The sequence below is a fragment of the Dyadobacter sp. SG02 genome (genome assembly GCF_900109045.1).
Taxonomy (GTDB): domain Bacteria; phylum Bacteroidota; class Bacteroidia; order Cytophagales; family Spirosomataceae; genus Dyadobacter.
This window is the reverse complement of sequence record NZ_FNYL01000002.1, coordinates 780,649-796,186: the sequence shown is the minus strand read 5'-3', so window position 1 is coordinate 796,186 and position 15,538 is coordinate 780,649. Positions and strand designations below refer to the sequence as shown.

Below are 15,538 nucleotides of genomic sequence, written 5' to 3'. Positions count from 1 at the left end.
TGTCTTCCTGCCCCAAAAGCAGGAGGACGCTTTTGCTATGACCCATAAAACACGAATTGCAGCATTGGCCGCCGCCGCATGGGCGTGCTTCGGCCTGTCCACGCACGACGCCTCCGCCCAGGAAGCATACAGCTGGTCGAACCTGCCGAAAATCCAGCAGCCGGTTTTCCGCAAGGATACCATCCGCATTACCGCATTTGGCGCGGTGCCCGACGGCCATACGCTGAATACCAAAGCCATTAACCAGGCCATTGCAAGTTGCAGCCAAAAAGGAGGCGGTGTGGTGCTGGTACCTGCCGGGCTCTGGATCACCGGCCCCGTGCTGATGAAAAGCAATGTGAACCTGCATTTGCAGGAAGGCTCCCTGTTGCTTTTTACGACGGACAAGTCGCAATATGCTATTACCGAGGGCTTTTATGAGGGTAAAGCGGCGGCCCGTAATGAATCGCCTATTTCAGGAAAAGATCTTGAAAATGTGGCTATTACAGGCAAAGGCATTGTGGATGGCAACGGCGATGTGTGGCGGGCTGTGAATAAAAACCAGCTTACGGAACCGCAATGGAAAGAGAAAATTGAATCCGGCGGCGTGCTGAAAGACGATGGCAAGGTCTGGTACCCGAGCGAGCAGTTCAAAAAGGCCAGCGTCGAGAGCAAAAGCATGCTGCTGACCGGCGGTAAAAAACCGGCGGATTTTGCGGATATCAAAGATTTCTTACGGCCTAATCTCGTGGTTTTCAATAACTGTAAAAAGGTACTGCTGGAAGGTGTGACGTTTCAGAACTCAGCCGCCTGGTGCCTGCATCCGCTGATGGTACAAGACCTGACGATCCGCAATGTACGTGTCAAAAACCCCGAGTATGCTCATAATGGCGATGGTATGGACATCGAATCCTGCAAAAACTTCCTTATCGAAGGCTGCGTGCTCGACGTGGGCGACGATGCGATCTGCATTAAATCTGGCAAGGACGAAGAGGGCCGGAAACGCGGCATACCGACCGAAAACGGCATTATCCGCAACAATATCGTATACCAGGGGCACGGCGGGTTTGTGGTGGGCAGCGAAATGAGCGGCGGCGCGCGGAATATTTTTGTGGAGCAATGCACATTCATGGGGACCGATAAAGGCCTTCGTTTCAAATCGGTGCGCGGCCGCGGCGGTGTCGTGGAGAAGATTTATGCCAGAAATATCAATATGAAGGATATCAAACAAGAAGCGATCTTCTTTGACCTTTACTATTTCGTCAAATTCGCTACGGATGGAGAGCGCGATATGCGCCCGGTCGTAAATGAAGGTACGCCGGTTTTCAAGGATATGGTTTTTGAAAATATCATGTGTAATGGTGCTACCAAAGGTGTTTTTGTACGCGGCCTCCCCGAAATGCCGGTCCGCAATATCAAAATGGAGAATATGGTACTCTCCGCCGCAACCGGCGTCGAGCTTACCGATGCGGACAAAATCTCGTTCAAGAATGTGAAGCTGATCACGAAGCATTCCAAACCGATCATTTTCACCGATAATGCAACCAATATCAGTATCGACGGCCTGCAATACAACGACCACAGCGAAACGCTCATTTCGGTCGCCGGCGAGCGTAGCCAGAACATCAGCATTGCCCACACCGACGCTTCGAAAGCGCAAAAAGTAAAGGAATTTTCAAAGGGAGCACAGGAGAAAAGCCTGGTTATTCATGAAGGTAAATAAGTACTATTGGGTCGCCGGCGCATTGCTGGCGACCTCTGCTTTTGCACAAAAATCCATTAAAGAAACACCCGATTCGCAAACCTGGGTCGCCGATTTACAGGACGGCCGCTACCAAAACCCCATCCTTCACGCCGATTACTCCGACCCCGACGCCTGCCGCGTGGGGGAGGATTATTACATGACCGCATCCAGCTTCGACGCGATCCCGGGCCTTCCTATCCTGCATTCCAAAGACCTCGTCAACTGGACATTGATCGGCCATGCTTTGCCGCGCCAAGTGCCTATCGGACATTTTGAGCAAACGCAACATGGGAATGGCGTTTGGGCACCCGCGATACGCTTCCATAAAGGTGAATTCTACATTTACTACCCCGATCCGGATTTTGGTATTTATGTGATTAAAGCTAAAAACGCCGCCGGGCCGTGGAGCGAGCCGGTACTTGTGGAAGGCGGCAAAGGGCTTATCGATCCGTGCCCGCTTTGGGACGACGACGGCCAGGTGTACCTCGTACACGGATGGGCGGGCAGCCGCGCAGGCATCAAGAGCGTGATCACCGTCAAGAAAATGAATGCCGACGGCACCAAAGTCACGGACGCGGGCGCACTCGTGTACGACGGCCACAAGACAGACCCGACGGTGGAAGGGCCTAAGTTTTATAAGCGAAATGGCTATTACTACATTTTCGCACCCGCGGGCGGGGTGGCTACGGGCTGGCAGATTGTGTTGCGCTCCAAAAACGTGTACGGACCTTACGAACGAAAAGTGGTCATGGCCGAAGGAAAATCGGGCATCAACGGTCCGCACCAGGGCGCCTGGGTGACGACCAGCCCGGTGAATGGTAAAACGGAGGATTGGTTCCTGCATTTCCAGGACAAAAGCGAATATGGCCGCGTGGTGCATTTGCAACCGATGAAATGGGTAAACGACTGGCCGGTCATCGGCACCGACCCTGACGGTGATGGTGTCGGCGATCCTGTTTTGACCTATATCAAACCATTAACCACCCAAAAATACCCTGTCGCAACGCCGCCGGAATCCGATGAATTCACTATGCCTGCATTAGGAAAGCAATGGCAATGGCAGGCCAACCCGAAGAGCACCTGGGCCATGCCGGCGGCAGGCTTTCTGAGACTATATTCCTACAAAACACCCGAGCAAGCCAAAAACCTTTGGGATGTACCGAATGTGCTCCTGCAAAAATTTCCGGCAGAAGAATTTACGGTTACTACCAAGCTACGGCTTACCCCAAATGCAAATCTGATGAACGAAAAGACGGGACTGGTAATCATGGGGCAAAGCTACGCGGGCATTTACCTGAGAAGCGGAAAGAACAAGACGGAGCTGATTTATGCGGTTTGTCGGAAAGCCTCGGACGGGAAACCGGAAACTGAGCGTATTCTGGCGGAATTTAAACCTGAAACCGACCTGCATTTGCGTGTGAAAGTAACTAAGGGCGGCCAATGTGAGTTCGGGTTCAGCGAGGATGGGGCCAGTTTTAAAATGACCGGAGATGTTTTCCAGGCCGAAGCAGGAAGGTGGATCGGTGCGAAAGTGGGCCTGTTTTGTACCCGGGAAACGCAGACGAACGATTCGGGATATGCGGATTATGAGTGGTTCAGAATTACCAGGTAACCGGAATGTCAGACTGATCCGATGCTGTCCAGGTTCAAAACCACCATAGGCTTGCGCCCTGAGTAATTGTATTTGACCGAAACGCGGTCGCCGGCCTGGGGAATGCGGGTGAGTTGTTCGCGCAATACGTGCACTTCCGTCACAAAATTGCGGCCCCTGGCCGGCTTCACATGCACCTGAAATGTATAATAGGGTTCACCTTGAAGATAAGAGCCACGGTGTTCTTCCGAAAGCAGTACCACGGCGTCTGCTACCTGCCCGTCACGGATCCCCCTGCCGCCCAGTAGCAGCATCGTGCGGCGAAACCGCAAGCCAAACCAAAGCCCTCCAATGATCAGAAATGCCAGTAATAAAATGAGCAACAATTGCCCTGAACGTATCGCCAAAATCTCCATAGCCAGTTAAATTCGATGGCTTCAAAGAAAAGACGCAATGTTCCAAAGTACGACAATAGTGATTTAACGGACATTTTCACTTATCAAGTGGCTGGTTTCCGAGAGGCAATTGTAAAAGCACTTCCTCCTTTTTACGCCGCGATATTTCTACACGGCTGCCATCCAGTAGTTCGACCAAATCGTGGTCAGCCATGAGTTTTGCAATAAATTTCGGGTTGACCAGGTGCGATTTGTGCGTCCGTATAAACCCGAATTCCGTCAGCATTTCCTCATAGTATTTCAGGGTCTTGCTGGCCAGTACCGGTCTGCGGCTTTTGATGAAGATATTGGTGTAGTTACCCTCCCCCTGCAAGCGGACGATCTGATCGAGGGTGAAGAACGATACGCCGTCCTGATACGGCACCGCCAGCCGGAACTCGCTCGCCCGCTTGTGCGCGATGTTGCGCACGAGGTTATCGAACAGCACGGGGTTCTGGGACACGTTCTGTTTTTTCAGGAACCGGTCCACAGCCGCCCGCAGTTCATCGGGGTCGACCGGTTTGAGCAAATAATCGAGTGCGCTAAAACGGATCGCCTGCACCGCATATTGGTTATAGGCCGTCGTGAATATGACCTCGAAAGCGGGCTCTTTTAAAGCCCTCAGAAAATCGAAGCCATTTTTACCAGGCATTTCTACATCCAGAAAAACAATATTCGGACGGAACGTTTTGAGTATTTCGAGCGCACTATCCACTGATTCGGCTTGCTTTACTTCACGGATCTCTCCCACATAAGTTTCAATGTAATGCGCCAGCACGTTTCTTGATTTCGGCTCGTCGTCGACAATAAGTGCTTTGATCATCGTCTAAGTCTGATATAAATAGGTAGATAATTCTATTCTGACCAGCGTTCCGGTTGCGTTGCCGGCAACATCGTACCGGTCGATCACTTCCAGGCTCGCGTGGTTGCCCTGGCGGGCGAGGACATCGATCCGGTCTTCACAGATACGTATTCCGCGCGATTCGTGTTCCCGCGTACGCGAAGAATTTGCCCTCAGTTCCGCTGATTTTTTCCGGCCAATGCCGTTGTCCTCTATTTCGCATGCAAACTGCTCCGGCCCGATGAGGAAAAACCTGACGCTCATGTGCCTTTCGCCCTCTCTGTGCATTAGCCCGTGCCATAAACCGTTTTCCACAAAAGGTTGGAGCAGCATGGACGGCAGCCTCACATAATCGTCTTCCAGCTCCGGGTCGATTTCAATGGTATAGGCAAATCCTTGCCCGAAACGCAGCAGTTCGAGTTCGAGATAGAGTTCGAGAACGTCGCGTTCCTCGGAGATCGTTACCAGGTTACGGCCCGAGTTGTTGAGCACCAGCCTGAACAGCTTCGCGAACTTGTTGAGGTATTTGCTTGCTTCCGTATATTTTTGGGTAACGATGCACTCCTGGATGCTGTTGAGGCAATTGAAAATAAAATGCGGGTTCATCTGCGCGCGCAGGGCCATCAACTGACTTTCCGCAAGCATTTTATTGATCCGCAGCAGCATAATCTCCTGCCGCTCGGCCTGGGCACGGGCCATGGCCTCTGTAATCTTGTTGGCGCTGATGGCGGCGATAGTCGAAATCACACGGATGTGGTCTGACGTATAAAAGTTCCTGCTCGGGTGTTCCGAATCGATGACGCCGATCACCTGCCCTTCATGCAGGATAGGCACCGCGAGTTCCGATGCCCTCGCCTGGTCGTCGATAATGTAGCGCGGGTCTTTCGAGGTGTCGCCGATGATCTGCGGTATGCCGGTGGCCGCAGCTGCCCCTACGATACCCTCGCCCACCGGTATTTCGATCGGGTTGAGGATTTCATATTCTTTCGGACTTTTCGGCCCGTATGCGGCTTTCTGGATCAGTTTGCCACTTTCTTTATCCAGCAAGTAAACTACGCAATCCTCAAAATGTAGTTTCGAAATACAATTCCGGGCAATATCCCAGCATATTTCGTTCACGGAATTGTCGCCGTAAACGCTGTTGGCAAAATACTCGATCGTATCGTCGAGGTCTTTTTTCCGTTGCCTTTTGGTATAAACAATGTAAATCCAGTAGAGGATACCCACGACAACCAATGTGCAGGCAGTCACAAACCACCAGGTTTGCCACCAATGCGGTAACACGCGGATTTTGAGCGTTTCAGCTGCTTTCATCCATCGGCCATTCTCGTCGGTGCTTCTTACTTTAAAAACATAATCACCGGGAAGGAGGCTGGTGTAGGAGGCCGTGATGTTACGGCCCGCCATTACCCAGTCGTCGTCCAGTCCCACGAGTTGATAACTATATTGCAGCGAAGGAATATCCCGATGGCTGAGCGACGCGTACTGGAAAGCGACGAACGACTCGTCCGGTTTCAATTCCAGCAAATCGTCTTTGAGGTCCCGGATACGCTCCTGCCCGAAAATTTTTACCGAAGTAATGGTGGGTGGCTTTTGAACGGGCACCGAAGCGAAATGCTGCGGATTAATCACCACCACGTGATCGAGCATGACGGTGTAGATTTTCCCCCCGGCCACGGTCAGGTAGTTCCAGTAATCTTGCAACGTTTTGCCCAGATCCAGCTCGACCTTGCTGACGTTGTTGCTGGCAGGGTCATACGCGGCGAGCCCTTCGCGCGTAGCCGCCCATACTACCCCGTTATTATCGATATCCAGCGACGAAACCTGATCGTACGGCAGGCCGTTTTTAGTACTTATTGTTTTGATAACCTTGCCGTTAACGTCGATTTTCATCAACCCGTTGGCCGTCGACGCCGCCCAGATGTCGCCCGTTTTACTCTGGCGCATCGCGTACAGGTACTCTTCCGCAAGCGCGGGCGCGGGCAGGGATGTGAACCGCTGCGTCGCGTGATCGTACCGCAACAGCCCTTTCCCATGCACGGCAAAAAGAATATCCCCATTCGAAAGCAGCACAAATGCCTGCGAATTGGCAAATGTGAACAAGCCGTATTTAGGATCGGTGCCATCGAAGCGGACACAGGCTTTTGTGACCGGATTGTAACGGTAGTAGGCATCACCATCGATCTCGAACCAGATATTACCCTGTTTGTCCAGAAACACGAAAGGTGCCTGGTTCGACGACAGTCCCTTCCTAATCTGATCGAAACGCTGCAATACTGACTGCCCGGGAGAAAGCGAATAAATGCCTCCAAAGCCCGCGAACCACCGTGTATCGCCCGCTTTGGCCGTCATCACAAAGCGGTTATTACGCAGGATTTTGCTCAGGGTGAGGTATTTGCGGTACGTACGATCCACGGTATTGTAGAAGATGACACCGTCCTCCTTACAAGCTACTATTGTCTTGCCATCGACTGCGATAGAATTGGCGTGAGCGAAACCGGTTTCGAGGAAAAACTCAAAACTGGGCAATTTATAAATGGACTCGATGGGATTCTTAGGCAATGTTTTGCTCACACCATTGATCGTGCCCAGCCACACATTGCCTTGCGCATCCGAAATTGCATCCCGGAAATGCCCATATGCGATCGTATACGCCTGATCCTGACTATATTCAAACTTGCGAAATGGCTGCCCCGGCTCTTTCAAAAATGCAGCAAACAACCAGGTTGACACCCATACCCGGTCCTGGCGGTCGATAAAAATGAAGTTACACCCCTCGCCGATCAGCTTGCCGTCCAACTGGTAGTATTTGTCCAGTTTGCCGGTGCGATAATCCCAGTAGTTCAATGTCGGCTCCGTATCGCAACCGTACCATACATTACCATGGCGGTCGAGCGCAATGGCATTCACATCTTCTGATTCAAGCAGCGGGCAGTTCAGCGGGTTATTACCTTTGAAATAAACCCTGTTGGCTTTACAATCCACAAATAGCGGACGGCTTCCTCCGACCCACAAGCCGCGCCGCAGGGTATCATAGGTCATGAATGTGAGCTGAAAACGCGAAAAATCGAACTTTTGAGCTTCCGGGAATACGTCTGTCAGCGGTTTCAGTTTTTGTTCGTCATACAGGTAAAGGCCTGATGACGTGCCGATCCATATGCGCCGCTGCCCGTCCGCACGTATGCTCACGATGTTTTTTTGCGCCAGGGCTTCGAACCTGGGATCGCGCGAGAACTTGCCGGATTTTTTGTCAAAAAGAAGAATACCCCTCCTAAGCCCGATGATGAGCGTGTCTTCACCCCCAAACGGCAAAATCGCATTCACGAAATGCTTTTGTCCGCCATTGGTATCATGAAACCGTTGCACCACGGCCCCATCGTACCGGTCGAGCCCGGCGGAAGTGCCGATCCACAGGAAACCGGAGGAATCTTTATATAAACTTCTGACTTGCTTCGCGCTGAGGCCGTCCTGCCACCGGATGTTTTGAAACAGCGTTTGTGCCCCGAGCCCTTCGCCGAACAGGCAAACGCATACAAGGGGTAGCACACAGACCAGCTTTTGGAGGAAGCGCATCACTGCTGACGGATTTTTTTGACGATTCGCACCCAATATGTGCGATACCAAGACCAAATACGTCAATTCTATGTAACTGTACTATCCCATTTATTTATCGGTAAAAACCCCCAATCGCCTCAGAATGGAAGAAATAGGGTTTTTCATAATGCCATATAATCAGTGATTTACCGGTAAATAGCCAAGAGTTACCGTTGCATCATTAAAACTGGACGATACTTTTCCCGATCCACACTTTTGCGGCTCGATTCCCAACGCCATGAAAAATAATCCTTATCACACTCAACCTCATCCTATACCATCATGCTCATCCTACTCCTGATAACCGGCATTTGCCTGACCCTGGTCATCACAAGCCTGCTCCTGCTTCGCCCTGCTACTCAACCTTTCGCACCTTCGGCATCATTTGACATTTACCAGATCGAAAACAAGCTCGTTTACTACACCGAAAACGATGGCAGAAAATCGCTGATTCCCGATGCACACGCCAGGACGTTCCAGATATTGACCGCGGGGTCGGTAGGGCAGCCGGATGCGTCGCTTTATGCACGCGATTTTGATCAAGTCTATTTCCGGGGCAAAAGCATTCCGGGGGCCAATCCGGTACATTTCCAGATCCTGGGCCCCGATCTCGGCCGCGACGACCGGCACGTTTTCAAAGCCCATCACCTGATTTCAGCCGATGCCCGAAACTTCAAATGCCTCGACGAGCACCTGAGCAAAGACAGTCACCGTGTCTATTTCGACGACCAGGTTATTTCGGAAAATGCCGGCCATTTCAGATACATTGGCAAATGGCAGAAAACCTCATTCTATAAAGATCAAAGTAAGGTTTTCGTAAATGGAAAGGGCTATCGCGTCGCCGATATCGACACTTTCGACTACGCCGGAAACGGCATTTTCACCGACCGCTACCAGGTTTACAAGTTCCATGGAGATGGTTTTCAAAGTAATTCCGGGCAGCCAGTTTTCCGGGCAATGATGCAGTTTCAGCCGGTGTTTGGGTAAGTATGACCGCCGAGGGGGTTCTGTGGACCATCGGCGGCCTTCAGGCCTCCCCTACTTTACTCTCTTCGCCGAAGCATCGAACATGCCCATCATGCTCCCTTTCAAATTATCGTCATCTAGTTTCGAGAGATCCAGGGCAACATCGTAACCCTGGGCGGAAAAGCCGATTGTGATCTTGTCAGCCGCTTCATCGACACTGGTGATAGCGATTTTTTCCGCACTGGGGTCGGTTGCATTTGTAATCTGGCCAGCAAGCTTGCCGTCAGTCCTTGCGAGGTCCGCCACTAGCTTGGCGTCGCCATTAGGTGTTCCCACAACGGTGATCTCCCATTTACCGGCAAAAAAATCCGCAGGTGCCGTCGTTTGGGCAATGCTGGTGCAAACCGCGCCAAGCAGGCACAACATCATCAGAATAGAACTAACCCTTCTCATAGTCAATAAGTTTTGGTGAAGAAATGGAACCATCCGGTTACGTTCATTTCAAGCTTTCGCAACCATCCTGCGACAAATGTAAAAAAGATGTTCGTTTATTGTCTATATTTAAGACAATAATATTTTTCCAATTACTTATTTATTTAGTCCAAAGAAATCCGGGAGCTCGAACGCGCTAATGCCGCTCTTTGCCCCAGTTCTTTTTCATCGCCGAATACGACTTTTTGCTGACCGTCTTTTTGCTCTTCGATCGCGAAGTGCCCTTCTTTTTCCGGGCGTTGATATTATTGACCAGCGAATTCTTCACGCCAAGCTTGTTGCGCTTCGCAGTCCCTTTCTTTTTAGCTGTTGACATAACTTTTTTCTTTTGAAAAAATGGTATGTCAATATCTGTGCCCCAGTGGAACTGCCGCAGTGGAACTACCCCAGTGGAACTGCCCCAGTGGAACTGCCCCAGTGGAACTGCCCCGGTGGAATTGCGGCTTTAAGGGAACTACTGCATTCCTATTTAATCATTGGAAAAACTTGAATTATCACTGGAAGAATCGGAGTACGAATCGCTGCTTCCTGAATCGTTCGTCCCGGAATCGCAACTATTGAAATCGCTGTTATTAGAGACAATATCGCTTTCACAAGTCCCGAAACTATTGACTTCGCTGCCGGCAGGATCGCTTGCTCCGGTATCGTAGGAATCACCGGCACCGCCTCCGCCGAACTCTCCGCCTTCGAAAGCCAATGCTTCGTGCATTGTATACCCGGCCCCGGTTTCCCGCTCGGCATGGTAGTCGGAGGAAGCTGGTGGGCCGAAGGCAGACGGGTGGTCGTTGATCGAACATATCCGATCGGGCGGCGCAACGCGTTTTCGGTAAACGATCGTGTTCTGCCTGCCGGCACGTAAAAAAAGTAGTATTAATGCAATGATAACCAGGGCAACAACAGCTTCGAGCATAGGAAGTGGGTTTTGGTTCAAACCCAATTTAACGCTCACAAAAGCCGACCTTAAATCCGATTACCAGGCGGAAGCAAATAATTATTGTTCGTTTTTCAACTGCTTTCCTACCACCAGCTTATCGCCCGAATCGTCGATCTCAAACAGCTTCGGATAGCGCATTGTCCGGCCGTTTACGCTCCGGTGGCTGTGAATGGACATCAGCAATTTGCCGTCGAATGTTCGGAACAGCATCCCGTGACCGAAGTTGGGCGGGGTAATCGGTTCCTTTTCCTGAACCCAGGGGCCATCGAGCGTGCCGCTTTGAGAATAGGCAACTCCCTGCGTATAAACGTCATAAATCCAGCTTGTCCAGAGCATACCCAGCTTCCCGGTTTGCGTACGGAAGACCCACGGACCGTCGGTAACCTTGTTAGGGCGGTCGGAACCGTCCTTGTTTTTCTCGCGGCTCCAAGGTGAGTCGCTGGCGCGAAACAGCAGTTTCGGAGAACCGGTCGTACCGCTAAAATCCGGCTTCAAGGCGATCTTTTCAATGGTACCATTGTCATTTTGAAGCCATTCGTGGCAAAAAAGCATGTAGGGTTTACCATCGGTATCGGTCCAGAGCGTGGCGTCGAGCGTGAGTTTATCAGCCGGCAAATAAGTGGAATCCTTCATAGGCACATAAGGCCCTTCCGCGCGATCGCTCACGAGTATATGGCACGCACGGCGTTCGAGGCCTTCGCCGAGTTTTACGGCCTTATTGGTAAAAGTCGCGAAGTAATAGTATTTGCCCTTGTGCGCATGCAACTCCGCCGCCCAGATCATCGGCGCCGGCCCCATCCACGATTTCGGATCGGTTTGTGCCACGGTAAACGGCCCTGTCCACTTTTTCAGGTCCTTGCTCTTCCAGAGTTTACCGCCCGTGCCGGTCATGTAATAGGTTTGGGTAGGCTTATCGGCCATAATGAACGGGTCGCTGAGGCGGATGGAATCCAGCGGCACGTCGGTTTTCACCACCGGAGCGGCATTTTGCCCGAGCGTCGCGCCTGTCACGCACAAGGTTACCGCGCATGCGCGCAAAGCACTTTTAAAAAGGGTCAGGATCATTACTAACAGGTTCTTTGAGATTAGTAAAGGTGAATGGGCGGGCATTTACTGGATGTTCCGGCTATTTTGTTTTGGAATGGTCTTTAAAACAAATAAAATCGGCCCTTAAAACAAAACCCTCCGGAATGCGACAGGCTAATTTTGCTCCATCACAAAACAACCAGATTTTTATGGAACATTCAGCAACAGCAGCCGTTCAATCAAACCATTACCAACAACCCATCGGCTCCGGCTTCGATGCGTTTTCGACATCGGACGATGTGATCCGCGGCATTGACCTTGGCGGCAAAACCATTATCGTCACAGGCGGCTATGCAGGTATCGGCCTCGAAGCCGTGAAGACCTTCGCGGAAGCGGGCGCGCAGGTCATTGTACCCGCCCGCGACCTCGCCAAAGCCGCACGCAACATCGCAGGCATCCCGAACACGACCCTCGAATCCCTTGACCTGATGGATCCGGCTTCGATCGACAGTTTTGCCCGGAAATTTTTGCAAAGCGGCCGTTCGCTGGATATATTGGTCAACAATGCAGGCATTATGTGGGTACCGCTCACCCGCGACGCACGCGGGTATGAATCGCAGCTGTCGACCAATCATTTGGGGCATTTTCAACTGACGGCAAGGCTTTGGCCAGCATTAAAGCAGGCGGGCAATGCGAGAGTGATCAGCGTTTCGTCATTCGGTCACCATATTGCGCCGTTTGATTTTGAAGATCCTAATTTTGAAAACAGGGAGTACGAAACGCTGGCAGGCTACGGGCAGTCGAAAACGGCCAATAATCTTTTTGCTGTGGAGCTCGATCGTCGTGGAAAAGCATTGGGTGTCCATGCATTTTCGTTGCATCCGGGGTCTGTGAATGGTACCGATCTCGGCCGGGTAGCGCCGATGGCGCTTTTCCAGCAAATGGGCACACACGATGCCGACGGCAACATTTACCCGGAAGTCGCGCGGATGCTGAAAACCATCCCCCAGGGTGCCGCAACCACCGTGTGGTGTGCGACGAGCCCGCAGCTGGAAGGCATCGGCGGATTATATTGTGAAAATGCGGAAGTGGCGGAGATCGATAACGGCGACATCGAGCACCGGTACGACGAACCGCTGACGTTGCGGGGTGTGAAACCCTATTCCATCGACCCTGAAAATGCCCGTCGGCTTTGGATATTGAGCGAGCAAATGACCGGTATTAATTTCGAAACAAACTGACATTCAGTGGCACACGAGGCGCATTACATCCATCCCGACCTGAAAATCTCCGGCTTTACCGAGCATTTTCACAAAAGCGATGTGCTTTTTGAAGAGCATTTGCTGGTCTGGCTTATTTCGGGAGAGACCAAAATCATTCAGGGCGGACAAACACACCGCTTCGGCGCGGGAGATACGCTTTTCTTTCCGAGGCACGAGTTGGTTACTGTTATCAATTATCCCAAGGACGGTTTGCCCCATCAATCGGTGGTAATGCATTTGACTTCGCAGCGGTTGGAAGCCTATTATGCCAAAAATAAAGTGGAAGTAAAACCGGTACCGAAACCGGGTTTCAGGACATTTGACAAGCATCCGTTGCTGCAAAGCTGCCTGGCGTCGCTCGTCCCGTATTTCGATCTGCGTGAGCCGCTGCCGGAAGCCCTGGCGGCCATTAAAATCGAGGAAGCCATTACCATTCTGAGAATGCTCGCACCGGATATCGACCATTTGCTGGCCGATTTCGGGGAACCGGGCAAGATCAATCTCGTCGATTTCATGGAACAGCATTATATGTATAACCTGCCCATGAGCAAATTCGGCTACCTCACCGGCCGTAGTCTTACCACGTTCAAACGCGATTTTAAAAAGACCTTCCAAACCACACCGCAGAAATGGCTGACCGAAAAGCGGCTCGACCTGGCGCATTACCTCATCCGGGAAAAGAAACGGCGGCCATCGGAAGTTTACCTCGAAGCCGGATTCGAGAACCTTTCGCATTTCGGGTACGCATTCAAGAAGCATTTCGGATACGCGCCCAAATGGCACGAAGGTCCACCTTCGTGACTAAATATGCGCAGGCCTCCGGCCGGTCCGTACCGCAAACAAAGTTGCTGTTAAGACCGGCCGGAGGCCAACTATTAGCGTGCACGAAGCAGAGCTTCATGCCAACGTCTCAAAAAGTAGGCGGTCTGCGGTTCGGCCGCTCAGCCTGCGCACCAATCGGGTTCGCAGGCTTGATTTTCTCATAATCCACCACCCCTGTTTTCTCGGCCCAACGGAAATAATCGGCAGCTAGCTGATCCACCACATTCGGGTTCGCAGACGCTACATCGGTCGTTTCGCCACGGTCGGTTTCCAGGTCGTAGAGCTCCCATTTGTAGGCCGGGTAGGTCGAAACGATCTTCCATTTACCCTTCCGTACTGCCCGGTTACCGGCGCGTTCCCAGAAAATCGGTTCGCCGCTGCGGTCTACTTCGCCCGACTTGCCTGTAAGCACGGGGACAAGGCTTTTTCCCGGAAGCGGATTGATATTTATGCCCTTTTCAGTCGCCGGATAGGTCGCCTTGGCCAGGTCGTAGAACGTCGGAGCGAGGTCGATCAGGTGGCCTGTACCTTTCACGATCTGTCCGCCCTTGATCTGCTTCGGAAACCATGCGATGAACGGCGCGCTGATACCGCCTTCATGCATATTGTTCTTATAAGCCAAATGCGGCGTGTTCGAAACATACGCCCACGGCTGATCCTGGTACACATACGAACCTGCCGTTCCAGCCGGACCGGTATTGCGCTGGGGCCTGCGGGGCGATGCGCCCGCATAGCCGCCCTGCGCGCCATTGTCTGAAATGAATACAATCAGGGTATTATCGTCCTTCTTCAACGCTTTCAGCTTCTCGCGGAGCTTGCCGATGTTCTGGTCTACCCGGTCGACCATCGCCGCATAGATTTCCATTTTCTTTTCCCAAAGCAACTTTTCATCATAAGGTACATTATCCCAGGGTGTTACATCCTTGTCGCGCACGGCGATCGCCTGCTTCGGATCTGCGATACCCAACGCTTTCTGACGTTCGATCCGCTCGCTGCGTAGCGAATCCCAGCCGATACTGTACCGGCCTTTGTATTTTGCAATATCCGATTCCGGGGCTTGCAGCGGCCAGTGCGGCGCATTGAAAGCCAGGTACAGGAAGAAAGGTTTGGCGGTTTTGCTTTGCTCGTCGAGGAAGCCGAGAGCATGGTCGGTGATCTCGTCGGTCAGGTATTTGTCGGGCGGGAGGTTGATGCGTTTGTTGTTTTCAACCAGCTCCACCGCCTGGCCTTTGCCGTATTTACCGATGTCATAATAGTTGCTCGCGCCATTGATAAAACCATAAAAACGATCAAAACCGCGCTGGTTAGGCCATGCGATGCTATCGTTACCGACGTGCCACTTGCCGCTCAGCAATGTGCTGTAACCTGCATTGCGCAATACCTCGCCAAATGTGAGCGACTCCTTGTTGAGGTATCCCTGGTAAGCGGGCAAGCCCAGGTTCACATTGAAATACCCCACGCCTGCCTTATGCGGGTACTGGCCCGTAATGAGCGACGCACGGGTGGGAGCGCAAATGGAGTTGTTATAAAACTCGCGGAAGCGGATGCCCTCGCCGGCAAGCTGGTCGATATTGGGGGTTTTGATTTCGGAACCATACGCGCCGATGTCGGAGTAGCCCAGGTCGTCGACCATGATCAGGATAATGTTGGGGCGCGAGTCGGGGCCTTTGGGCGCGGATTTCTTTTGAGCCACGACGCCGGAGAAGGTCATCAGTGCCAGGGCTAAGAATGCGGAGGTCTTCATGATTTGGGGAAATGGTGTAACAAGAGATGCCTGAGCGCAAAAATATATTTATTCCATATATCCTATATACTATATTGAAAAATAAAATTGCGACTGATAATACTCACTT

Annotated in this window: 13 protein-coding genes; 5 read left to right on the top strand and 8 right to left on the bottom strand. The window is 51.8% G+C overall.

The features are described from left to right. Positions 1–37 precede the first annotated feature (37 nt). Entirely contained in the window at positions 38–1,702 is a 1,665-nt protein-coding gene (locus BMW93_RS06805) for a glycoside hydrolase family 28 protein (RefSeq protein WP_090374429.1), read from the top strand. After that, the gene (locus BMW93_RS06800) at positions 1,689–3,335 is read left to right on the top strand and encodes a glycoside hydrolase 43 family protein (protein ID WP_090374428.1); all 1,647 of its coding nucleotides are present in this window, start codon (positions 1,689–1,691) and stop codon (positions 3,333–3,335) included. Before BMW93_RS06805 ends, BMW93_RS06800 begins: the two co-directional genes overlap by 14 nt. An 8-nt stretch (positions 3,336–3,343) precedes the next feature. Here BMW93_RS06800 and BMW93_RS06795 read toward each other — a convergent pair whose 3' ends face one another. The 3 genes from BMW93_RS06795 to BMW93_RS06785 all read right to left on the bottom strand — a co-directional run bounded on the left by BMW93_RS06795 (position 3,344) and on the right by BMW93_RS06785 (position 8,162). Beyond that, entirely contained in the window at positions 3,344–3,730 is a 387-nt protein-coding gene (locus BMW93_RS06795) for a hypothetical protein (protein ID WP_090374427.1), read from the bottom strand. A 76-nt stretch (positions 3,731–3,806) separates the two neighbouring features. Next, a complete protein-coding gene (locus BMW93_RS06790) occupies positions 3,807–4,571 on the bottom strand; it encodes a LytTR family DNA-binding domain-containing protein (RefSeq protein WP_090374426.1) in 765 nt (254 codons plus the stop codon). Between the two features lie 3 nt (positions 4,572–4,574). Continuing rightward, positions 4,575–8,162 carry a histidine kinase gene (locus tag BMW93_RS06785; protein WP_090374425.1) on the bottom strand — a complete coding sequence of 1,196 codons (3,588 nt, stop codon included), beginning with the start codon at positions 8,160–8,162 and terminating at the stop codon, positions 4,575–4,577. 303 nt (positions 8,163–8,465) lie between these two features. Between BMW93_RS06785 and BMW93_RS06780 the strand changes: the two genes are divergently transcribed. Then, complete coding sequence (locus BMW93_RS06780; protein ID WP_090374424.1) at positions 8,466–9,170, top strand: DKNYY domain-containing protein; 705 nt, start codon at positions 8,466–8,468, stop codon at positions 9,168–9,170. Between the two features lie 51 nt (positions 9,171–9,221). Here the strand turns inward: BMW93_RS06780 and BMW93_RS06775 are convergent, their stop codons facing one another. From BMW93_RS06775 to BMW93_RS06760, 4 genes are all read right to left on the bottom strand, one after another. Then, entirely contained in the window at positions 9,222–9,602 is a 381-nt protein-coding gene (locus BMW93_RS06775; protein WP_090374533.1) for a hypothetical protein, read from the bottom strand. Positions 9,603–9,777: 175 nt separating this feature from the next. Then, a complete protein-coding gene (locus BMW93_RS06770) occupies positions 9,778–9,957 on the bottom strand; it encodes a hypothetical protein (protein ID WP_090374423.1) in 180 nt (59 codons plus the stop codon). Positions 9,958–10,110: 153 nt separating this feature from the next. After that, positions 10,111–10,551 (bottom strand): hypothetical protein, encoded by a 441-nt coding sequence (locus tag BMW93_RS06765; RefSeq protein ID WP_090374422.1) that lies wholly within the window; start codon positions 10,549–10,551, stop codon positions 10,111–10,113. 81 nt (positions 10,552–10,632) lie between these two features. Continuing rightward, the gene (locus BMW93_RS06760) at positions 10,633–11,640 is read right to left on the bottom strand and encodes a glycoside hydrolase family 43 protein (protein WP_090374421.1); all 1,008 of its coding nucleotides are present in this window, start codon (positions 11,638–11,640) and stop codon (positions 10,633–10,635) included. A 170-nt stretch (positions 11,641–11,810) separates the two neighbouring features. Between BMW93_RS06760 and BMW93_RS06755 the strand changes: the two genes are divergently transcribed. Next, on the top strand, positions 11,811–12,842 hold the full coding sequence (locus BMW93_RS06755) for an SDR family NAD(P)-dependent oxidoreductase (protein WP_090374532.1): 1,032 nt from the start codon (positions 11,811–11,813) through the stop codon (positions 12,840–12,842). Positions 12,843–12,848: 6 nt separating this feature from the next. After that, positions 12,849–13,664: an AraC family transcriptional regulator gene (locus BMW93_RS06750; RefSeq protein WP_090374420.1), complete on the top strand. Its 816-nt coding sequence runs from the start codon at positions 12,849–12,851 to the stop codon at positions 13,662–13,664. Positions 13,665–13,773: 109 nt separating this feature from the next. Here the strand turns inward: BMW93_RS06750 and BMW93_RS06745 are convergent, their stop codons facing one another. Next, positions 13,774–15,429 (bottom strand): arylsulfatase, encoded by a 1,656-nt coding sequence (locus BMW93_RS06745; RefSeq protein ID WP_090374419.1) that lies wholly within the window; start codon positions 15,427–15,429, stop codon positions 13,774–13,776. Positions 15,430–15,538 lie beyond the last annotated feature (109 nt).